Source organism: uncultured Microbacterium sp. (genome assembly GCF_963521645.1).
Classification (GTDB): domain Bacteria; phylum Actinomycetota; class Actinomycetes; order Actinomycetales; family Microbacteriaceae; genus Microbacterium.
Genome location: NZ_CAUQVQ010000003.1, coordinates 1 through 19940, shown reverse-complemented (window position 1 = coordinate 19940; position 19940 = coordinate 1). Strand labels below are relative to the sequence as shown.

Here is a 19940-nt window from a genome sequence, read left to right as displayed (position 1 = left end):
TGCGCGGGCCTCGGGTGTGCACGAAAGAGTGCGCGACCCGCGCCCGCACAAGATTAGTGCGCAGGACGGATGACGACCAAAAGGTCGCCCGCATCGACCTGCTGTGTGGCGCCGATTGCACGCCGTTCGACGACTCCGTCGACGGGCGCGGTGATGGCCGCCTCCATCTTCATCGCCTCGATCGACGCGACCGGTTCTCCCGCTCTCACGGCGGATCCGACGTCGACCTTGAGCGTGACGACGCCGGAGAACGGCGCCGCCACCTGACCTGGCACCGAGGTGTCGGCCTTCTCCACCTCGTGGGCGTCGACCGCGACAGAGCGATCGCGCACGAACACGGGGCGCAACTGGCCGTTCAGTGTGGTCATGACGGTGCGGATGCCCCTGTCATCCGCGTCGCCGATGGCCTCGAGACCGACGTACAGCTGCACGCCCCTGTCGATCTCGACGAGATGCTCCTGCCCCTGGACGAGCCCATAGAGGTAATCGCCTGTGTCGAGCACCGAGACGTCGCCGTACTGCTCGCGCGTCCGAGTGAACTCGCGCGTCGGCGTCGGGAACAGCAGCTCGTTCAGGCGCGCGCGACGCGTCGGGCTGTCACCCGCGAGAGCCGCTTCATCATCGGCCGAGATCTGGGTGAGCCCCGTCCGCACCGTGCGACCGGCCAAGACTTTGGAGCGGAAGGGCTCCGGCCATCCGCCGGGCAGATCGCCGAGCTCGCCCGCCATGAAGCCGACGACCGAATCGGGAACGTCGTACTTCTCCGGGTTCGCTTCGAAATCGGCAGGATCGGCTTTGACCGCGGCGAGATGGAGCGCGAGGTCGCCGACCACCTTCGACGAGGGAGTGACCTTCGGGACGCGTCCGAGGATGCGATCCGCCGCGGCGTACATGTCCTCGATCAGCTCGAAATCGTCGGCGAGCCCCAGCGCTATGGCCTGCTGGCGCAGGTTCGAGAGCTGCCCGCCGGGGATCTCATGGTGGTAGACGCGCCCCGTCGGCCCGGGCAGTCCGGATTCGAAAGGTGCGTAGAGCCGCCGCACCGCCTCCCAATACGGCTCGAGGTCGGAGACGGCACCGAGATCGATGCCGCTGTCGCGATCGGTGTGCGCGAGCGCCGCGACCAGCGACGACAGCGACGGCTGGCTGGTCGTCCCCGAGAGCGGCGCCGACGCGGCATCCACCGCATCGACCCCGACGGCGCTGGCTGCGAGCAGCGTGGCGAGCTGCCCCCCGGGGGTGTCGTGCGTGTGCAGGTGCACCGGCAGGTCGAATCGCTCCCGAAGCGCGCTCACGAGCCGCGCGGCGGCCGCAGGACGCAGCAGCCCGGCCATGTCCTTGATCGCGATGATGTGCGCGCCCGCCTCGACGATCTGCTCGGCCAGACGCAGGTAGTAGTCGAGCGTGTAGAGGTTCTCGGCCGGATCGAGCAGGTCGCCCGTGTAGCAGAGCGCGACCTCTGCGACAGCTGTGCCGGTGGCGCGCACGGCGTCGATGGCGGGGCGCATCTGCTCCACATCGTTCAAGGCGTCGAAGATGCGGAAGATGTCCAAGCCGCTGGCTGCCGCCTCGCGCACGAAGGCCTCGGTCACCGCGGTCGGGTACGGCGTGTAGCCGACGGTGTTCCGCCCCCGCAACAGCATCTGGATGGCGATGTTGGGAAGCGCGGCACGAAGCTTGTCGAGGCGCTCCCACGGATCCTCGCCGAGGAAACGCAGCGCGACGTCGTAGGTCGCGCCGCCCCATGCCTCCACCGAGAGAAGGCCGGGAGTGAGCTGCGAGATGTGAGGAGCGGCGGCGACGAGATCCTTCGTGCGCACCCGGGTGGCGAGCAGCGACTGATGCGCGTCGCGGAACGTGGTGTCGGTGATCGCGAGCGCCGTCTGCTCGCGGAGGCTGCGCGCGAAGCCCTCCGGGCCGAGCTCCCGCAGACGCTGACGCGACCCGGCGACCGCAGGCGCATCCGGGTCGAGCGAGGGCAGTTTCGAGCGAGGATCGATGACGCCGGGGTGGGAGCCGTTCGGCTTGTTGACCGTGACGTCCACCAGCCAGTTCAGGATCCGCGTCCCGCGGTCCTTGGACTCGCGGCCCTTGAGCAGCTCCGGACGCTCGTCGATGAAGGACGTGCTCACGTCGCCGGCGATGAACGCGTCGTCATCGAGCAGAGCCTGGAGGAACGGGATGTTGGTGGAGACGCCACGGATGCGGAACTCCGCCAGCGCTCGTCGCGCGCGGGCGACGGCAGCCGGGTAGTCGCGGCCCCGGCACGTGAGTTTGGCGAGCATGGAATCGAAGTGCGGACTGATCTGGGCGCCCTGGTGCACGGTCCCGCCGTCGAGGCGGATGCCGGCGCCGCCCGGCGAGCGGTACGTGGTGATCTTGCCCGTGTCCGGCCGGAACCCCTGAGTCGGATCCTCGGTCGTGATCCGGCACTGCAGAGCGGCTCCGCGGACATGCAGGTTCTGCTGCTGCAGCCCCAGCTCGGCGAGCGACTGGCCGGCGGCGATGCGCATCTGGCTCTGCACGAGGTCGACGTCGGTGACCTCCTCGGTCACGGTGTGCTCGACCTGGATCCGCGGGTTCATCTCGATGAACACCACTTCGCCCGCGCGCTCCCCCGCCGTCTCGAGGAGGAACTCGACGGTTCCCGCGTTCTCGTACCCGATCGACCTGGCGAACGCGACGGCGTAGCCGTGCAGCGCTGTGCGGATGCCCTCGTCGAGATTCGGGGCGGGCGCGATCTCGACGACCTTCTGGTGACGACGCTGCACCGAGCAGTCGCGCTCGAAGAGGTGCACGGTCTCGCCGGACTTGTCGGCGAGGATCTGCACCTCGATGTGGCGGGGACGCACGACGGCCTGTTCGAGGAACATCCTCGGATCGCCGAAGGCGCTCTCGGCCTCGCGCATCGCCTCGGCCAGCGCGGGTGCGAGCTCCGCGGCCTTCTCCACTCGCCGCATGCCGCGCCCTCCGCCTCCTGCCACGGCCTTGGCGAACAGGGGGAAGCCGATGTCAGCGGCCTGGGCGACGAGCGTCTCGACGTCGTCGGACGCCTCCGTCGAGCGAAGCACCGGAACCCCCGCCTCGACGGCGTGCCGCTTGGCCTCGACCTTGTTGCCGGCCATCTCGAGCACGTTCGCGGGAGGGCCCACGAAGACGATTCCGCTGGCCGCGGCCTTCTCGGCGAGTTCGGGATTCTCGGACAGGAACCCGTAACCCGGGTAGATCGCGTCGGCGCCCGCCTCCTTGGCGACCCTGATGATCTCGTCGACGTCGAGATATGCGCGCACAGGGTGCCCGCGCTCCCCGATCTCATAGGCCTCGTCGGCCTTGAGCCGATGCATCGACCCGCGGTCCTCGTGCGGGAACACCGCGACGGTTCTCGCCCCGACCTCGTAGGCCGCTCGGAAGGCACGGATCGCGATCTCGCCGCGGTTCGCCACAAGGATCTTCGTGAACATGCACACCTCTGAAAGCTCGATGCACGACGCGAACGACGCGCATGGGGCGGGGCTGAGTGTGCACCCAGCCTAGGGGAAGGTAACGTGGTGTTCGTGCACGTACTCAGCGTCAGCTCTCTCAAGGGAGGCGTCGGCAAGACGACCGTGACCCTCGGCCTGGCCTCAGCGGCCTTCGCCCGTGGTGTCCGAACGCTCGTCGTCGACCTCGACCCGCAATCCGATGTGTCCACCGGCATGGACATCCAGGTGGCCGGACGACTCAACGTCGCCGATGTCCTGGCGAACCCGAAGGAGAAGGTCGTCCGTCAGGCGATCACAGCCAGCGGCTGGGCCAAGGTGCACCCGGGAACCATCGATGTGCTGATCGGCAGCCCGTCGGCGATCAACTTCGACGGCCCGCACCCGAGCGTGCGCGACGTGTGGAAGCTCGAAGAGGCGCTCGCTGCGGTCGAGGCGGACTACGACCTCGTCCTGATCGACTGTGCTCCGTCGCTCAACGCTCTGACCCGCACCGCATGGGCGGCGAGCGACCGCGTCATGGTGGTGACCGAACCCGGACTGTTCTCCGTGGCCGCTGCCGATCGCGCGCTGCGCGCCATCGAGGAGATCCGCCGAGGTCTCTCCCCTCGCCTCCAGCCGCTGGGCATCGTCGTCAACCGCGTGCGCCCGCAGTCGATCGAGCACCAGTTCCGCATCAAGGAGCTCCGCGACATGTTCGGACCTCTCGTGCTCTCCCCTCAGCTCCCGGAGCGCACTTCTCTGCAGCAGGCGCAGGGTGCCGCGAAGCCCCTGCACATCTGGCCCGGCGACTCCGCTCAGGAACTCGCGGCCGACTTCGACTCGCTGCTCGACAGGATCATCCGCACCGGACGCATTCCGGTTCCGGAATCGGGCCCGCAGGCCTGACCACCGGAGACGACAACGGTCATCCTCTTCACGAGGATGGCCGTTCGTCGTTCAGGGGGCGCGGATCGGCGAGCCGTCGACGAGCGATCGGACACACCCGGCCGCGATGGATCGGGATGCTCAGGCGGAGCGCTGAGACCGACGCACGGAGAGCTCGTCGACCGGATCCGGCGCGGCGGTGTCGAAGGCGACGAGCGTGGACTCGACCTCGCGCAGGACCTTGCCGACCGCGATGCCGAAGACGCCCTGACCACGGCTGACCAGGTCGATGACCTCGTCGTTCGACGTGCACAGATACACCGACGCGCCGTCGCTCATGAGGGTCGTTCCCGCGAGGTCGCGGATTCCGGCGCGACGGAGTTCGTCGACCGCGGTGCGGATCTGCTGCAGCGAGATACCCGTGTCGAGCAGACTCTTCACGAGCTTGAGGACGAGGATGTCGCGGAAGCCGTAGAGACGCTGCGAACCCGACCCGCTCGCACCGCGAACCGTGGGGACGACCAGCTCGGTGCGAGCCCAGTAGTCCAGCTGGCGATAGGTGATGCCGGCGGCACGAGCGGCCACCGCGCCGCGGTACCCGACCTCGTCGTCCATCGCCGGGAGACCGTCGGTGAAGAGGAGTTCGGGTACGAACCGCGGGTCGCCTGCACGCTCATCCGCATTCATCTGGAAATCCTCCCTGGAGCTGTTATCTCCACGCTAGAGCAGCCCCCGTGCACCGGCAATGACATCCGCGCGGCCGCGAAGGTGTGTCGCAATCAGTTCGTTACGAAAGCAGACGCGTGAGCGCTTCCTTGACGAACAGGGAGCGCACCTCGTCGATCTTCGCGGCGAGTGTCGGGGCCATCTCGCTCGCCTTGGCCCGCGATGGCGCGTCAGTGCGTCGCAGCAGAGCCGACATGGCCGATTCGATCAGCGCGACCTCGCGTTCCGCGCCCTGCCGCAGCGCCCGCAGATGACGCGGCTCGATGCCGTGACGGTCGAGCGCGACGAGTCCGCGCAGGAGCGTGACGGTCGCCTCGGAATATGTCTCCTGAGCGATGATCACCCCGGTGCTGATCGCGTCGTTGAGGAGCTGAGGCCCTGCGCCGGCGGCCGACAGCAGCTCTTCGCGTCGGTAACGGCGCGGCGCCGGCGCGATCGACGGAGGCGGCGCGAACACCGCCGAATCGCCGTTCGCCTCGGCCTCATCGAGCTGCTCGCGGATGACGCTGAGCGGAAGGTAGTGATCGCGCTGCAGGGTGAGACCGAGCCGCAGACGCTCGATGTCGGCCTGCGAGAACTTGCGATAGCCCGACTCGGTCCGCGACGGAGAGACGATTCCCTGCACCTCGAGGAAGCGCAGCTTGCTGGAGGTGAGTTCGGGGAACTCCGGTGTGAGTCGTGCCAGCACCTGGCCGATGCTCAGAAGGCCCGCGGACGCGGAGCGTTCACGGGCTGAGGATGCCGCCATCAGGCGTTCGCTGCGGCGCGATCGGCGGGTGAGGCGAAGAAGTTCAACCGGAACTTCCCGACCCGCAGCTCGGAGCCGTCGACGAGGGGGCTGCGGTCGACGCGTTCGCCGTTCACGTACGTTCCGTTGAGCGACCGCTGGTCGATGATCTCGAAGGATGCGCCCGATCGGGTGATCTCGGCGTGACGACGAGACACCGTGACGTCATCGAAGAAGATGTCCGCCTCGGGGTGGCGTCCGACCGTGGTCACGTCCGTGTCGAGGAGGTAACGCGCACCGGCGAGGGCGCCCGAGCGCATCAACAGCAGAGCGGAGCCCGACGGGAGCGCCGCGATGGCACTCTGCTCGACCTCCGTCAGCTCGACCCCGAAGGGCACGAAGGAAAGATCCGAATCGTGTCCGAACGTCTGCGTCACATCGTGTCGCTGCTCGCCGGAACGGTGGATCGCGGCATCACCGGCCTGTCGGCCCTCGCTGTCTGTCACTTCTGCCCTCCTAGTGCTCCAGACTAACGGATCACGGCGAGGTCGCGGCATCCGGATTCCCACTCAGGCCGCGCATACCGCGACTTCCTAAGCTGGACCCGTGAAAACCGACGCCCGACGCCTCCCTGCAACTCCGATCGCCCTCGCCGCGGCCCTTCTGACCGCCTTCCTGGTGCTCGTCTCGCCACTGTCGGCGTCGGCGCACGACAGCCTGATCTCCTCGTCCCCGGAGGCGGGCGCAACGGTCGAGACTCTGCCGTCGGAGCTGACGCTGACCTTCAGCGCGAAGCTCATCGACGGCGACGGAGCCACCGAGGTCACCGTCATCGATCCATCCCGCGCATCCGTGACGGACGGTCCGGCGACCGTCGACGGGGCCGTCGTCACCCAGCCGCTCGTCGCCGAGGCCGCCGCCGGGGAGTACGAGGTCACGTGGAAGGTCGTCTCGAGCGACGGGCACCCGACGTCGAAGACTTTCACCTTCACGGTCGCCACGTCGACCCTGGGCGCGCCCACCGCCCCCGAGAACACCGCGACCCCGGAGCCGACGCCGTCGCAGACCGCCGCACCCGCACCCGCACCCACGACCAGTGACACGGCTGCCCCCGGTGACGAGCCGTCCGGCTCTGAGCAGCCCTCCGAGTCGACCGCCTGGATCTGGATCGTCGCGATCGTCGGCTTCCTGATCCTCGTCGTCGCAGTCGTGATCACGATCGCTCTCAGAGGACGCGGTTCCGCCGACTCGGAGCTCTCCTCCGACGCATCGGGCGGAGACTCCGACGCACCCTCGGAGCGATAGGCTTAAGGCATGCCACACTACGACGTCGTCATCCTTGGTGCAGGTCCTGGCGGATACGTCGCTGCGGTTCGCAGCGCGCAGCTCGGTCTGTCCACCGCAATCATCGAGGAGAAGTACTGGGGTGGTGTGTGCCTCAACGTCGGCTGCATCCCGTCCAAGGCACTCCTGAAGAACGCGGAGCTCGCTCACACGCTCAACCACAAGGCCGACTTCTTCGGCATCTCGGGTGAGTTCACGATCGACTACGGCAAGGCGTTCGATCGCAGCCGCGTCGTCGCCGACGGGCGCGTCAAGGGCATCCACTTCCTGATGAAGAAGAACAAGGTGACCGAGTACGACGGTCGCGGCACCTTCACCGGCCCGAAGGCGATCTCGGTCGCCAAGGCCGACGGCAGCACCGAAGAGGTCACCTTCGACAATGCGATCATCGCGACGGGCTCGAAGGTCCGCCTGCTGCCGGGCGTGCAGCTCAGCGACAACGTCGTGACCTACGAGGAGCAGATCCTCAGCCGCGAGCTCCCCAAGTCGATCGTCATCGTCGGCGCCGGCGCCATCGGCATGGAGTTCGCCTATGTCATGACGAACTACGGCGTCAAGGTGACGATCATCGAGTTCCTCGACCGCGCGCTCCCCAATGAGGATGCCGACGTGTCGAAGGAGATCACGAAGCAGTACAAGAACTACGGCGTGGACATCCTGACCTCCACCAAGGTCGAGTCCGTCGTCGACAACGGCTCGTCCGTGACCGTGTCGTACACCGGCAAGGACGGCCAGCAGTCGTCGATCGAGGCCGACAAGGTGCTCATGTCGGTCGGCTTCGCCCCGAACGTCGAGGGCTTCGGCCTCGAGGCGACGGGTGTGAAGCTCACCGAGCGCGGCGCGATCGACATCGACGACCACATGCGCACCAACGTCGAGGGCATCTACGCGATCGGCGATGTGACCGCCAAGCTGCAGCTCGCCCACGTCGCCGAAGCCCAGGGTGTGGTCGCGGCCGAGACCATCGGCGGCGCGGAGACCCAGACCCTCGGCGACTACCGGATGATGCCCCGCGCGACGTTCTGCTCGCCGCAGGTCGCCTCGTTCGGCCTCACCGAGCAGCAGGCGAAGGACGAGGGGCGCGAGATCAAGGTCGCGACGTTCCCGTTCATGGCCAACGGCAAGGCGCACGGTCTCGGCGAGCCCGTCGGATTCGTCAAGCTGATCGCCGACGCCGAGCACCTCGAGCTCATCGGCGCCCACATGATCGGACCGGACGTGTCGGAGCTCCTGCCGGAGCTGACGCTGGCCCAGAAGTGGGACCTCACGGCTCTCGAGCTGGCACGCAACGTGCACACGCACCCGACGCTGTCGGAGGCGCTGCAGGAGGGCTTCCACGGCCTCGCAGGTCACATGATCAACTTCTGATCGCTCGCGATCGCTCGAAGGCCCGGCACGCTCACGCGTGGCCGGGCCTTCGAGCGTCACGAGCCGGCGTCGTCGATCCTGCGCAGCTCCAGCCGCGAAGGGAGACCGAAGCGCACCGTCCAGCCGACGGGCACGAGCGAGACGAGCTCCCGCCGCGTGTACGAGCGGCGGATGCTGATGAGGCCGTCCTCCCGGATGAACGAGCGACGGAACAGCGTGCCGGCGAGGATCCACGTCACCGCGTCGTACAGCGCATAGGCGAGGCGCGTGCGCGCGATGTCGCGATGGACCACGACTCCACCGGCTGCGACGAGTGCGGCCGAGTCGCGCATCAGCCCGTCGAGCTCGGCTCCGGTGAGATGATGCAGCACGTGATTCGAGAAGACCACGTCGTATTGCTCCCCCTCCGCCACGAGGTCGGATGAGAACGCGCAGCGGTAGCGGATGCCTGCACCTGCATCCTGCTGCGCCGCCCAGCGGATCGCTCGGTCGTCCGCGTCCAGGGCGGTGATCTCCGCGTCGAACCCCGCTCGCCGCAGCCGGGCCGCGATCATCCTGCACACGTCTCCCCCGCCTGCGCCGATGTCGAGGATCCTGACCGGGCCGCGGCGGGCACGCGGCAGGATCTCTCGTCGGTACAGCAGACCGGGTCGGGAGACGAGTGCATTCACCAGGCGGAATCGCGCATAGGTGCGCTCGAGCATGTCGATGTCGGCATCCGGGTCGTCCATGAGCTCGCGCGCCTCGGTGGCGCGCGTCGAGAGGTCGTGTTTCACGAGACGCCGGTCGCGACCGTCATCAGCGCGCTCTCAGCCGTCAGCCCCGGGCCGAAGGCCATCGCCGCGACGCGGGATCCTTCGGTCGCACCGTCGTCGAGGATGCGCTTGATCACGAACAGCACCGTCGCACTCGACATGTTGCCGTTCTCGCGCAGCGTCTCGCGGGACGGGTGCAGCTGAGCATCGCTGAGATTCAGCCGCTCCTGCACGCGGTCGAGGATGCTGCGCCCTCCGGGGTGGATGGCCCAGTGCTGCACCCGCTCGCCCACACACCCCTCGTCGAACGCCGCCGCGAGCTCGCCCTCGCGGGTGTACAGCGGACGGATCGCTCCGATGATGGTCTCACCGATGATCTGAGGCACCTTGGTCGACAGGATCATCTCGAAGCCGTGGTCGCCGATCGTCCAGGCCATGTCCTTCTCGCCCTCTGCGGCGATCGCGGTGTGGAAGCCGTCGAGACGAACCGCGGGAACGGGTGTCGCGAGATCGCGCGCGGTCACGATGCCGGCGGCGGCGCCGTCTGCGAACAGCGAGTTGGCGACGATCAGATCGGGGTCTTCGGAGGAGCGGAGATGCACCGTGCACAGCTCGACGCTGACCACCAGCACCACCGCCGTGGGGTCGGCCGCGCAGAACTGGCTCGCGGCTCGGAGTGCAGGCAGCGCGGCGTAGCAGCCCATGAACCCGAGGTGATACCGCTGCACGCTGTCGGAGAGCCCGAGTCCTCGCACGATCTCATACTCGGGCCCCGGCGCGTGGAAGCCCGTGCATGACGCCGTGATGACGTGTGTGATGTCGGCGGCGACGATGTCAGGGTCGGCGTCGAGGGCGCCGCGCGCCACCTCCACGAAGAGACGCGACGCCTCCCGTGTGTAGACGTCGTTGCGCGCGGCCGTGCCCGGAGACTGCAGGAGCCCGGTGCCACGATCGAAGAAGACGGTCTCCTCCGTGGTCGCGGTCGGCGACAGCTCTGCGATGACGGTGTGACGGCCGTCGATGCCCGATTGGTTGAAGGACGCTCCGATGATCCGCTGCGCGAGGCGTCCGACGTCGGGCTGCGACGCGAACATGTCGCGTACCTCGTGCTGCTGGATGACGGTGTCGGGAACGATCGTCCGCAGCGAGCGGAGTACGGCGGAGCGGGTCATGCCTGTCACTCAAGCACGACCGCGCATCCGCACGGAAGGGGCTTGCATCGTGGGTCAGAAACCCAGAGCGCGGGCGAGCTTGGAGCCGGATGACGCATCGCGCCCTCCGACCTCGGAGATCGCTCTCTCCACAGCCTCGAAGAGTGCTTCTCTCCCCGCGGCGTCAGAGGGAGCGGCCGGGCCGAGTTCGACCTCCCACTCCCGCCATCGCCGATGCTCGTCCTGTCTCAGGTCGGTCGCACGCACGTGGTCGTCGACGAATTCGGCGACCACGCCGCCGCTGCCCGAGAGCAGGTACGCCGTGCGAGTGTTCTCGATCCGCGCGAGCGGCGTCAGCGGACCTGTCGCCCATCGCGCGACGGCGGCGGTCACCGCATCCGGGATGCTCCCGTCACCGTCGAGCGGCCATCCGATCTCGAGGCGGCCATCGCCTTCGCGCGGCCCCTTGATGTGCCATCCGGCGTCGGGGCCTCCCGTACGGCGACGCAGAGCGACCCCCGAGCGTGAGAGCTGGGCGTCGGCGGTGTCGAAGTAGCGGGCGTCGAGCTCGCGCACCTCACCGGACGACACGGCGTCCACTCCGGGGATCCCCACCCACGCGGGGAGCGGGGTGCTGTCGTCCACGTCGTACTTGCGCTCGACCTCGACGACCCTGGACGGCTCGGAGTGCGACTGCGGAGCGGGGTGACTCTCAGTCATCCGAGGGGTTGATCTCCTCGAGCGCCTCGTCGTACCAGTAGTCGATCTCGGTGGGACCGTCGGTGTCGCCGGTGTTCTGCTCGTCACCGCGGCGGTTGTACACCACCTGCGTCTCGCTGTAGGGGACGATCAGCTTGTCGTCGGCGTCGTCGAGGGGAATGATCTGCCCGTCGAGCGGGCCTCCGTGGAGTCGTGCGAGTGCCATGTGCTTCACCCTAACCCCGTCAGGGCGATCGGTGCGTCATGCCACGAGGATGCCGAGCATCGCGCCGACGATCATCCAGGGCCCGAACGCGATGCGCGTCGACCGATCCGCTCGGCGCAGTGACACCAGCACCATGGCGTACAGCGACCCGAGCACGAACGCGGCGGCGGCCCCCACGGCGAGCGCCTGCCACCCGTGCCAGCCGAGGACGAGACCGATCACGGCGGCGAGCTTGACGTCGCCGCCCCCCATTCCCTCGTGACTGATCAGGCGAAGCAGCGCATAGAAACCGCCGAGGATCAGCATGCCGGCACCGGCTCTCGCCGCACTCGCGGTCTCTCCCAGGAGCGCATCGAGGAGAACGAGAGCGAGGAGCGTGACGAGGGTGGGCAGCACGATCCGGTCGGGCAGGCGGTGCGAGCGGACGTCGATGACGAGGAGGACGCAGCCCACCGCGAACAGCGCGAGGTGCACGACGATCACTGCCAGAGTGCGGGGATCCATCCGGGAAGGGTAGAAGAGATCCCCGCTGCGCGCGGAGCGGTGTGGATAACGCCGCCCGATGCGCCGCGCCCGATGGCGATCGCGTTCTGCGAATGTCGGACGTTCGAAATAGAGTCATCATCTGCAGTTGATTTACTAGTACATATATTCGAGGATGGATGCATGGGGATCGGGCTCGAAGCGGTGACCGCGCTCTCTCCGGCAGGCGACTCTCGCGCCGGAGAGGTCTTGCGGCTGCGACGGGAGATCAGCCGCATGCAACGGCGGCGCAGCGATCTTCCGCTGCTCCCCCTCGACACGGCTTTCTCCTCCCTGCTCCCCGAACAGGGCCTGCAGACGGGAACCGCCTACACGGTCTCCCCCTCGCCGAGCCTGGTGCTCGCCCTCCTCAGCGCGGCCTCGCGGCGAGGGCTCTGGTGCGCGGTGGTCGGCATGCCCACGCTGGGCGTCGAGGCAGCAGCGGCATTCGGCATCGCACTGCCCCGCCTGATCCTCGTCCCCGAGCCGGGAGAGCGATGGCTGGCTGCGACGTCCGCGCTGGCCGAGGTCGTCCCGCTGATCGCAGTGCAGCCGGGCAGCCGCGCACGCGATGCCGACGTGTCGCGCCTGGGCGCGCGTCTGCGCGATCGCGGAGGCACCCTTCTCGTCACCGAATCCGTTTCCGCCGGTGCCTGGCCGCAGAGCGAGGGCACGATCCGCCTCCATGACCAGCAGTGGGAGGGCATCGGCGAAGGGTGGGGGCTGATCGAGGGATCCACGGCCACGGTGACCGCGACGACACGGCACAGCCCCCTGCCGACGAGCGTTCGCGTGCGTCTCCCCGGTCCCGGGGGCGGTATCGAGGAGCTGCCCGCCGAGGCCCCGACGAAGACGGCGACCGGCTTGACCGCACTGCCGGGTCTGCGCGATCAGGGAGATGCGCAGGAGTACCGGCGTCTGGCGGTGGCAGGATGACCGCCCCGTTGCGCGTGCTCGTGCTGTGGTTCCCGGATTGGCCGCTGCGCGCAGCGCTGGGCGGACCACCGCCCCACGCACCGACCGCCCTCATCCATGCGAACAGCGTCATCGCGTGCACGGCCTCGGCTCGTGAGCACGGAGTGCGTGCGGGGCAGCGCCGCAGGGTCGCACAGGGCCATCTCTCCTCACTGCGGGTGCTGCCCCACGACCCGGCTCGAGACGAGCGTGCGTTCATGCCGGTGATCCAGCTCATCGAGAAGAGCGCCCCCGGCGTGGCGATGCTGAGACCGGGGCTCGCCGCCGTGCGCGCCCGCGGCATATCGCGCTATCACGACGGCGAGGAGGCTGCCGGAGAGAGTCTGATCAGGATGCTGGCCGATGCCGGCTTCCCCGAGGTGCGCGTGGGCATCGCCGACGGCCCGTTCACAGCCGAGCTCGCAGCCAGAGGACCCACGGCCTGCACCGTCGTGCCACCCGGCCGCGCCCAGGAGTTCCTCCACCCTCTTCCCGTGCAGGTCCTGCGCGACGAGCAGCTCACCGGCCTGCTGGTGAGACTCGGCGTTCGCACGCTGGGCGGGTTCGCTGGGCTCGACGAGATCGAGGTGCGTGATCGATTCGGCGAGCGCGGTGCCCGCCTGCACGCTCTCGCCGCCGGCGCCGACTCCCGAGAGGTGGTCCCCCGTCCACCCGATCCAGAGCTGGTGCGCTCGATCGAGTTCGAGTCCCCTCTGGCCGGTGCCGATCAGGTGGCGTTCGCGGTTCGGCAGACCGCCGACTCGGTCATGCTCGCACTGGGCGAGGCATCGGTCGTGTGCACCGAGGTCCGCATCGATCTGACCGACGACAACGGAGCCGTGTTCTCCCGCCCGTGGCTGCATCCCACCTGTTTCGACGCCGCCGACCTCGTCGACAGGGTCCGCTGGCAGCTGGAGGCGTTGGCCGCCGAATCCGCCAAGGGCCCCGTCGACGAGGCGCGGACGTTCGGGGGCATCACTCTGGTGCGCATCGTTCCCGTTGCGGTGGACGACGCCGCCCACCATCAGCCCGGTCTCTTCGGTTCCGGCACCGACGAGCGCCTGCATCATGCCGTATCCCGAGTGCAGACCATGCTCGGTCATCAGGGGGTGGTCACCGCGGCTCTCTCGGGCGGCCGCTGGCTCGCCGACCGCCAGGTGCTCACTCCCTGGGGAGAGCGGCCCGTCGCTCCCCGAGACCCCGAGCAGCCCTGGCCCGGCAGCCTGCCCGACCCGCTGCCGGCGGAGGTGTTCCTGCCCCCTCGACCGATCGGAGTCCGTTCCGAGGCCGGGGAGACGATCGCCGTCGATGACCGTGGTGCGTTGTCCGCCGCCCCGTCTCACATCGATGGCGACGACGTGCGGGCGTGGGCAGGGCCCTGGCCGATCCATGAACGACGCTGGGATCCGTCGGGGGGCAAGAGAGGGCATCGACTTCAGATCGTCGACGGTCACGACCGCGCCTGGCTCGTCTTCTCCGCCGGGGGCCGCTGGTGGGCCGAGGGGAGGTACCGCTGATGGGGTGGCACAACCCACCGATGACGTGGAGCGAGCTGGAGCGGGCTCTGAGCGGCGAGGAGTCCCCCCATCCGATCGGCGGGGAGCCTCCGACGATCCGTCCCGATCCCGGGCCGGTCAGCACTCGCCGCACGCGCACTCCGCCGCCGACGATGACGCGACCGGACGACGCCGTCCCCTATGCCGAGCTGCACGCGCACTCTTCGTATTCGTTCCTCGACGGCGCCTCATCGCCCGAAGACCTCTTGGCCGAGGCCGAACGGCTCGGCATCACAGCCCTGGCGCTCACCGATCACGACGGCTTCTACGGGGCGGCGCGCTTCGCCGAAGTCGCCGAGCTCATGCAGGCCGAGGTGCAGACGGTGTACGGGGCCGAGCTGTCACTCGGACTCGACGCACCGCAGCGCGGATCGGCAGACCCGGTCGGAGAGCACCTGCTCGTGATCGCCGACGGTCTGGAGGGGTATCACCGGCTCTCGGGCGCCATGACCGCCGCTCACCTCCGCGGCGGAGAGAAGGGTCGCCCTGTCTACGACCTCGATGAGCTGGCGGCGATGGCCGACGGGCAGTGGACGATCCTCACGGGATGCCGCAAGGGCGGTGTGCGACGCGGTCTCGAATCCGGGGATGCGCTGACCCCTCTGCGAAGGCTCGTCGACCTGTTCGGCCAGGATCATGTCGCCGTCGAGCTGTTCGATCACGGCGACCCGCTCGACACACGCCGCAACGATGCACTGGCTGATCTCGCCCGCAGACTCAGACTCCCCGTGCTGGCGACCAACAACGTGCATTACGCGACCCCGGAGCGGGCGTCGCTCGCCGAGGCTGTGGCAGCCGTGCGGGCCGTGCGGAGCATGGACGATCTCGACGGCTGGCTGCCCTCACACGGCGGCGCGCACCTGCGCAGCGGGGCGGAGATGACGGCGCGCTTCCGGCGTTATCCGGGGGCGATCTCATATGGGCTCGAACTCGCAGCAGCATCTGCTTTCCCGCTCCGCCGCGCACGCCCTGCCTTGCCTCGGCAGAAGGTCCCCGAAGGGCACACTCCCATGAGCTGGCTGCGGCAGCTGGTGTGGCAGGCGGTCCCCTCGAAGTATCCGAACCTGGATGCCGACGGGCATCGCCGGATCGAGCGTGAACTCGACGTGATCGAAGAGAAGGACTTCCCCGGTTACTTCCTCATCGTGCACGGCATCGTCACCGAGGCGAAGCGTCGTCGCATCCTCTGCCAGGGACGGGGCTCCGCCGCGGCGAGTGCGGTCTGCTACCTGCTGGGGATCACCGCGGTCGATCCCATCCTGTATCGGCTGCCGTTCGAGCGGTTCCTCGCCACCACCCGGCAGGAGGAGCCTGACATCGATGTGGACTTCGACTCCGACCGCCGTGAGGAGATCATCCAATGGGTGTACGGCGAATACGGGCGAGAGCGCGCGGCCCAGGTCGCCAACGTCATCCAGTACCGTCCGAAGAACGCCGTGCGCGACATGGCGAGGGCGCTCGGATACTCACCCGGCCAGCAGGACGCGTGGTCGCGGCAGGTCGACGGCTGGAGCTCGGGTCTGGAGATGGCCGAGGAGCACGACATCCCGCAGAACGTCATCGACTATGCAGGCGAGCTGCTGAAGGCCCCCCGACACCTCGGCATCCACTCCGGGGGCATGGTTCTCACAGCGAGACCCGTCGGCGAGGTCGTCCCCGTGGAGCATGCGCGCATGGAGAATCGCACGGTCATCCAGTGGGACAAGGACGATGCCGCCTGGATGGGCCTCGTGAAGTTCGACCTGCTGGGTCTCGGGATGCTGGCTGCTCTGCAGCACTGCTTCGATCTCATCCACGATGCCACGGGCGAGGAGTGGAAGCTCGAGACGCTTCCGAAGGAGGAGCCCGCCGTCTACGACATGCTGTGCAGGGCGGATTCCATCGGAGTGTTCCAGGTCGAGTCGCGAGCACAGATCGGTCTGCTCCCCCGATTGCAGCCCCGCGCCTTCTACGATCTCGCGATCCAGATCGCCCTGATCCGCCCCGGTCCCATCCAGGGCGGAGCAGTGCATCCTTTCGTCCGTCGCAAGATCGCGAAGGATACGCTCGACGAGGAGAACCGTGCGCGAGTCGACCGCGGCGAGGACCCGGTGGTGCTCGAGATCCCCTATCCGCACAGCGACCTCGAACCGATCCTGAAGAGGACGTTGGGCATCCCGATCTTCCAGGAGCAGCTGATCCAGATGGCCACCGCCATCGGCGACTGCACCGCTGACGAAGCAGACCTCCTGCGGCGCGCCATGGGATCCAAGCGCGGCCTCGAGAAGATCGAGAAAGTGCGCGACAAGCTCTATGCGGGCATGTCTCGGCGCGGCCTGACCACCGAGCAGTCCGATCGCATCTACGCGCAGATCCAGGCGTTCTCGAACTTCGGATTCGCCGAGTCGCACTCGCTGTCGTTCGCCCTTCTCGTCTATGCGAGCTCGTGGCTCAAACTGCACTATCCCGCGGCGTTCCTCGCAGGACTCCTGCGATCACAACCCATGGGCTTCTACTCCGCCTCGACCCTGACCGCTGATGCGCGGCGACACGGCGTCGAGGTGCGACGACCCGACCTGCATGCCTCCGGCGCCACCGAGATTCTGGAGCCCCTCGACGGCGATGCACCGCTGCGGGCGCCGACGGGCCTCGATTCCTGCAGCGATCCGGCGCAACCGCAGGTGCCGCGATTCGATCGGTCCCGCCCGGACGAATCGGCGCAGCACCGCAGAGACGGCGCCTATGCGGTGCGCCTCGGTCTCAGCGGCGTACGCGGGATCGGCATGCCACTGGCCAGACGCATCGTGGCGGAGCGCGACGCCGAGGGCCCTTACCGCGACTTGAACGATCTGGTGAGGCGCACCGATGCCACGGCCGCGCAGCTCGAGGCCCTGGCGACGGCCGGCGCCTTCGAGTGCCTCGGACTCCAGCGCCGTGAAGCGATCTGGCTCTCCGGCGCAGCGGCTGAAGACCGCGCACAGTATCTCCCCGGTACGACCGTGGCCGTGCAGCCGCCACTGTTCAGCGACCAGTCCAGCTATGAGCGCCTCTCCGCCGATCTCTGGTCGACCGGCGTCTCGACCGACGACCATCCGATGTCCCATTTTCGTGACGCACTGCGTGAACGCGGGGTGCTCTCGTCCGCGGATCTTCAGAAGCATGAGGTCGGGCGACGGGTCGAGGTGGCGGGGCTCGTCACGCATCGGCAGCGTCCGGCGACGGCAGCAGGCGTCACCTTCCTCAACCTCGAAGACGAGAGCGGTCTCGTCAACGTGATCTGCTCCACGGGAGTATGGGGGCGCTATCGGCGAATCGCCCGTGATTCGCCGGCGCTCATCATCCGAGGCATCCTCGAACGCTCGGCAGAGGGCGTCGTGAATGTGCTGGCCGACGCTTTCGAAGATCTCCGCACCGGGGTGTCGCACCGTTCACGCGATTTCCGGTGAGGATGTCACCAGAAGCGTTCGGGTTCGGGCTCGGGTACGCGGTCGCCGCCTCCCCAGCGTGCGGCCTGCGCCTTCGCCGCGTCGACCGCCGCGTCTGCGCCCAGAAGCGCCGCTTCCGCTCCCGCTGCTCCACTGCCGTCTCCGTCGGTGTCCACCGCGAGCGCCGTGTAGGTGGCGTGACCGCCGATCGTCACCGTGCAGTCGACGACCCGTCCGAACCAGCGCGTGAGGTCGCCCCGGGACGCGCCCTCCCGGCGATAACGGATACCCGTCTCGAGGTCGACGATGAGGAGCACAGCCGGCTTCCCCGTCGCCTCGACGATGTGCTCGGTCACCTCGACGCGATGGCCGACCGGGATCGCGACCTGCGCTTCCAGCACGAGCTTCCTGTCCATGACCCCACTCTATGAGTCAGTCCTCTCACGGCAACCCCGGAATTGGGAAGAAACATTCGTATATTTCTTTGTCCCCCAAATGGCGGACACAGACATTTAGCGATATTCTGCTTCCAGTAGCGGGGGCTACCGGCTGAATCGTGGGGAATCAGTCGATGAGAGCAGCGAGAGTTTCGCCGCCTCCCCTACCGTCCGGGACGGACGGTGAGCCCTCTCGAGCGATCCAACTGGGGTGGATGACTCGGGAGGGCAACCATCCCGGAAGACGCGCGAGCGACAAAGAGCACCGCCCGCCGATCCTCCGGCACGCGGTGCTCTCGTCTGATGGTGAGACGCGGGCTCAGCCGCCCGAAGGGTTCTCCAGGGGCTTGCCGTCGTCGTCGGTCGTCTCGTCCTCCAGGATCTCGTCTGTGCTCTTCGACGAGGTCTCCGATGTGTCGTCCGAGTTCGAATCGTCGGGGGCGCCGCCGGACGCCGTGTCCGCTTCCTCGTCTGCGCCCGGGGTCCCGTGCGTGTTCTGCAGATCACTCATTGTCATCTCCTTTGTTGGGATGCGTGGGAATCATGACGCTACGCACGCGAATCCGATCGGCCGAGGGGGTTGACCGAGCGCAGAACGCTTCCCCCCGAACTCACGGGGTCGCATAGAGGTGCGGGTACTGCGGCACGATCCAGCCGCTGTCCCTGGTGCTTCGTGCAGCGGAACCGGTGAAGTCGCCCGTCAGTCCGCGTCGACATGCAGGTCAGGAGACGTGGGCGTCGTTCCCGGTAGCGTCGGAGCATGGTGACTTTGGACCGCAGTCTGGTGCGCCCGACCGCCGACCTGTCGTTCGCGGATCAGGGCGTAGGCACACCGGCGGTGATCCTCACGCACGGCGCGGGCGTCGACAACTCGATGTTCGATGCCCTCGCCGCCTCACTCTCTGCGCGTGGCGCCAGGGTGATCGTCTGGGATCTGCGAGGCCACGGGCAGTCGACGCTCCGCGACGACACGCGCTTCACCGCCCGCGATGCACTCGATGATCTCGGTGCGCTGCTCACCGAGTGCGGCGTCGACGCGCCCGTGCTCGTGGGTCATTCTCTCGGAGGCAATCTCGTGCAGGCTTTCGCGAAGGAGCGCCCGGAGCTCGTGGGTGGAATCATCATCCTCGACTCGGCATGGAACGCCGGACCGCTCACGTGGCTCGAGCGGGTCGCGCTCCGGAGTGCCCGTCCGCTGCTCGCTCTGGTGCCCGCAGCCGCGCTTCCGCGTCTGATGGCGCGGGCCTCGGCCGTGTCCGCCGATGCGATCAGCCGCACGGAGGCGGTGTTCGCCCGCATGCCCAAGCACGTATTCCTCGATGTCTGGGCAGCCACCGCCGCGTTCATCGCCCCGGACCCCGCATACCGCTCCCCTGTGCCGATCGCCCTCGTGCGAGGAGACCGCGACCGAACGGGGAACATCGCCACGGCGACGACACGGTGGGCCGCAGCCGAGAACATCACCGAGCACGTCATACCTGAGGCCGGCCACATGGTCACCTGGGATGCGCCGGACGAAGTGTCCCATGTCACCATCGACATCCTCACGGACTGGGGCCTCGTGCCGGAACGACAGGACGCAACCTCGGAGTGACGACAGAGGCAGACTCAAGGGGCTTCCCCCACATGCAGAAGGCCCGGAGACTCTTGCGAGTTTCCGGGCCTTTCTCGGTCGGGCTGACAGGATTTGAACCTGCGACCCCTTGACCCCCAGTCAAGTGCGCT

At 68.1% G+C, this 19940-nt stretch carries 18 protein-coding genes; 7 read left to right on the top strand and 11 right to left on the bottom strand.

Annotated features, from left to right (window positions below; genetic code table 11):
• Positions 1–53: 53 nt before the first annotated feature.
• Entirely contained in the window at positions 54–3461 is a 3408-nt protein-coding gene (locus RWO82_RS01625) for a pyruvate carboxylase (protein WP_314422429.1), read from the bottom strand.
• A gap of 93 nt (positions 3462–3554) precedes the next feature.
• On the opposite strand from RWO82_RS01625, the gene RWO82_RS01620 reads away from it, so the two are divergent.
• Positions 3555–4367: a ParA family protein gene (locus RWO82_RS01620; RefSeq protein ID WP_314422579.1), complete on the top strand. Its 813-nt coding sequence runs from the start codon at positions 3555–3557 to the stop codon at positions 4365–4367.
• 120 nt (positions 4368–4487) lie between these two features.
• Here the strand turns inward: RWO82_RS01620 and RWO82_RS01615 are convergent, their stop codons facing one another.
• The 3 genes from RWO82_RS01615 to RWO82_RS01605 form a co-directional block, all read right to left on the bottom strand.
• Complete coding sequence (locus RWO82_RS01615; protein ID WP_314422426.1) at positions 4488–5033, bottom strand: MerR family transcriptional regulator; 546 nt, start codon at positions 5031–5033, stop codon at positions 4488–4490.
• Positions 5034–5133: 100 nt separating this feature from the next.
• A complete protein-coding gene (locus RWO82_RS01610) occupies positions 5134–5820 on the bottom strand; it encodes a MerR family transcriptional regulator (RefSeq protein ID WP_314422423.1) in 687 nt (228 codons plus the stop codon).
• Positions 5820–6305 carry an FHA domain-containing protein gene (locus RWO82_RS01605; protein WP_201470141.1) on the bottom strand — a complete coding sequence of 162 codons (486 nt, stop codon included), beginning with the start codon at positions 6303–6305 and terminating at the stop codon, positions 5820–5822. Before RWO82_RS01605 ends, RWO82_RS01610 begins: the two co-directional genes overlap by 1 nt.
• Positions 6306–6405: 100 nt before the next feature.
• Here RWO82_RS01605 and RWO82_RS01600 point away from each other — a divergent pair, with 100 nt between their 5' ends.
• Together RWO82_RS01600 and lpdA are read left to right on the top strand one after the other, a co-directional pair.
• Complete coding sequence (locus RWO82_RS01600; RefSeq protein WP_314422418.1) at positions 6406–7104, top strand: copper resistance protein CopC; 699 nt, start codon at positions 6406–6408, stop codon at positions 7102–7104.
• Positions 7105–7113: 9 nt separating this feature from the next.
• Positions 7114–8511, top strand: a complete 1398-nt coding sequence (lpdA, locus tag RWO82_RS01595) for a dihydrolipoyl dehydrogenase (RefSeq protein WP_314422416.1) — start codon at positions 7114–7116, stop codon at positions 8509–8511.
• 56 nt (positions 8512–8567) lie between these two features.
• Here lpdA and RWO82_RS01590 read toward each other — a convergent pair whose 3' ends face one another.
• The 5 genes from RWO82_RS01590 to RWO82_RS01570 are packed head-to-tail and all read right to left on the bottom strand — an operon-like array spanning position 8568 to position 11846.
• A complete protein-coding gene (locus RWO82_RS01590; RefSeq protein ID WP_314422415.1) occupies positions 8568–9287 on the bottom strand; it encodes a methyltransferase domain-containing protein in 720 nt (239 codons plus the stop codon).
• Positions 9284–10438, bottom strand: coding sequence for a type III polyketide synthase (locus RWO82_RS01585; RefSeq protein ID WP_314422413.1), 1155 nt, complete (start codon positions 10436–10438; stop codon positions 9284–9286). Before RWO82_RS01585 ends, RWO82_RS01590 begins: the two co-directional genes overlap by 4 nt.
• Positions 10439–10492: 54 nt before the next feature.
• Entirely contained in the window at positions 10493–11137 is a 645-nt protein-coding gene (locus tag RWO82_RS01580) for a CYTH domain-containing protein (RefSeq protein ID WP_314422411.1), read from the bottom strand.
• Positions 11130–11342 (bottom strand): response regulator, encoded by a 213-nt coding sequence (locus RWO82_RS01575; RefSeq protein WP_314422409.1) that lies wholly within the window; start codon positions 11340–11342, stop codon positions 11130–11132. Before RWO82_RS01575 ends, RWO82_RS01580 begins: the two co-directional genes overlap by 8 nt.
• Positions 11343–11378: 36 nt before the next feature.
• Complete coding sequence (locus RWO82_RS01570; RefSeq protein WP_314422405.1) at positions 11379–11846, bottom strand: A24 family peptidase; 468 nt, start codon at positions 11844–11846, stop codon at positions 11379–11381.
• A 162-nt stretch (positions 11847–12008) separates the two neighbouring features.
• Here RWO82_RS01570 and RWO82_RS01565 point away from each other — a divergent pair, with 162 nt between their 5' ends.
• The 3 genes from RWO82_RS01565 to RWO82_RS01555 are packed head-to-tail and all read left to right on the top strand — an operon-like array spanning position 12009 to position 17799.
• Positions 12009–12800: a hypothetical protein gene (locus tag RWO82_RS01565; RefSeq protein WP_314422403.1), complete on the top strand. Its 792-nt coding sequence runs from the start codon at positions 12009–12011 to the stop codon at positions 12798–12800.
• Positions 12797–14335, top strand: a complete 1539-nt coding sequence (locus tag RWO82_RS01560; protein ID WP_314422402.1) for a DNA polymerase Y family protein — start codon at positions 12797–12799, stop codon at positions 14333–14335. Before RWO82_RS01565 ends, RWO82_RS01560 begins: the two co-directional genes overlap by 4 nt.
• Positions 14335–17799: an error-prone DNA polymerase gene (locus RWO82_RS01555; protein WP_314422399.1), complete on the top strand. Its 3465-nt coding sequence runs from the start codon at positions 14335–14337 to the stop codon at positions 17797–17799. Before RWO82_RS01560 ends, RWO82_RS01555 begins: the two co-directional genes overlap by 1 nt.
• Before the next feature lie 5 nt (positions 17800–17804).
• On the opposite strand, the gene RWO82_RS01550 is transcribed toward RWO82_RS01555, so the two are convergent.
• A complete protein-coding gene (locus tag RWO82_RS01550; RefSeq protein ID WP_314422397.1) occupies positions 17805–18194 on the bottom strand; it encodes a hypothetical protein in 390 nt (129 codons plus the stop codon).
• Positions 18195–18534: 340 nt separating this feature from the next.
• Complete coding sequence (locus RWO82_RS01545) at positions 18535–18726, bottom strand: hypothetical protein (RefSeq protein ID WP_314422395.1); 192 nt, start codon at positions 18724–18726, stop codon at positions 18535–18537.
• Positions 18727–18975: 249 nt separating this feature from the next.
• Here RWO82_RS01545 and RWO82_RS01540 point away from each other — a divergent pair, with 249 nt between their 5' ends.
• Complete coding sequence (locus RWO82_RS01540; protein WP_314422393.1) at positions 18976–19809, top strand: alpha/beta hydrolase; 834 nt, start codon at positions 18976–18978, stop codon at positions 19807–19809.
• The last annotated feature ends 131 nt before the right edge of the window (positions 19810–19940 follow it).

What these genes read in the sequence shown, in the direction of transcription:
- RWO82_RS01625 (WP_314422429.1), bottom strand. Translation starts at nt 3,461, where the DNA reads ATGTTCACGAAGATCCTTGTGGCGAACCGCGGCGAGATCGCGATCCGT.
- RWO82_RS01615 (WP_314422426.1), bottom strand. Translation starts at nt 5,033, where the DNA reads ATGAATGCGGATGAGCGTGCAGGCGACCCGCGGTTCGTACCCGAACTC.
- RWO82_RS01610 (WP_314422423.1), bottom strand. Translation starts at nt 5,820, where the DNA reads ATGGCGGCATCCTCAGCCCGTGAACGCTCCGCGTCCGCGGGCCTTCTG.
- lpdA (WP_314422416.1), top strand. Translation starts at nt 7,114, where the DNA reads ATGCCACACTACGACGTCGTCATCCTTGGTGCAGGTCCTGGCGGATAC.
- RWO82_RS01585 (WP_314422413.1), bottom strand. Translation starts at nt 10,438, where the DNA reads ATGACCCGCTCCGCCGTACTCCGCTCGCTGCGGACGATCGTTCCCGAC.
- RWO82_RS01580 (WP_314422411.1), bottom strand. Translation starts at nt 11,137, where the DNA reads ATGACTGAGAGTCACCCCGCTCCGCAGTCGCACTCCGAGCCGTCCAGG.
- RWO82_RS01575 (WP_314422409.1), bottom strand. Translation starts at nt 11,342, where the DNA reads ATGGCACTCGCACGACTCCACGGAGGCCCGCTCGACGGGCAGATCATT.
- RWO82_RS01570 (WP_314422405.1), bottom strand. Translation starts at nt 11,846, where the DNA reads ATGGATCCCCGCACTCTGGCAGTGATCGTCGTGCACCTCGCGCTGTTC.
- RWO82_RS01565 (WP_314422403.1), top strand. Translation starts at nt 12,009, where the DNA reads ATGGGGATCGGGCTCGAAGCGGTGACCGCGCTCTCTCCGGCAGGCGAC.
- RWO82_RS01560 (WP_314422402.1), top strand. Translation starts at nt 12,797, where the DNA reads ATGACCGCCCCGTTGCGCGTGCTCGTGCTGTGGTTCCCGGATTGGCCG.
- RWO82_RS01555 (WP_314422399.1), top strand. Translation starts at nt 14,335, where the DNA reads ATGGGGTGGCACAACCCACCGATGACGTGGAGCGAGCTGGAGCGGGCT.
- RWO82_RS01550 (WP_314422397.1), bottom strand. Translation starts at nt 18,194, where the DNA reads ATGGACAGGAAGCTCGTGCTGGAAGCGCAGGTCGCGATCCCGGTCGGC.
- RWO82_RS01545 (WP_314422395.1), bottom strand. Translation starts at nt 18,726, where the DNA reads ATGAGTGATCTGCAGAACACGCACGGGACCCCGGGCGCAGACGAGGAA.
- RWO82_RS01540 (WP_314422393.1), top strand. Translation starts at nt 18,976, where the DNA reads ATGGTGACTTTGGACCGCAGTCTGGTGCGCCCGACCGCCGACCTGTCG.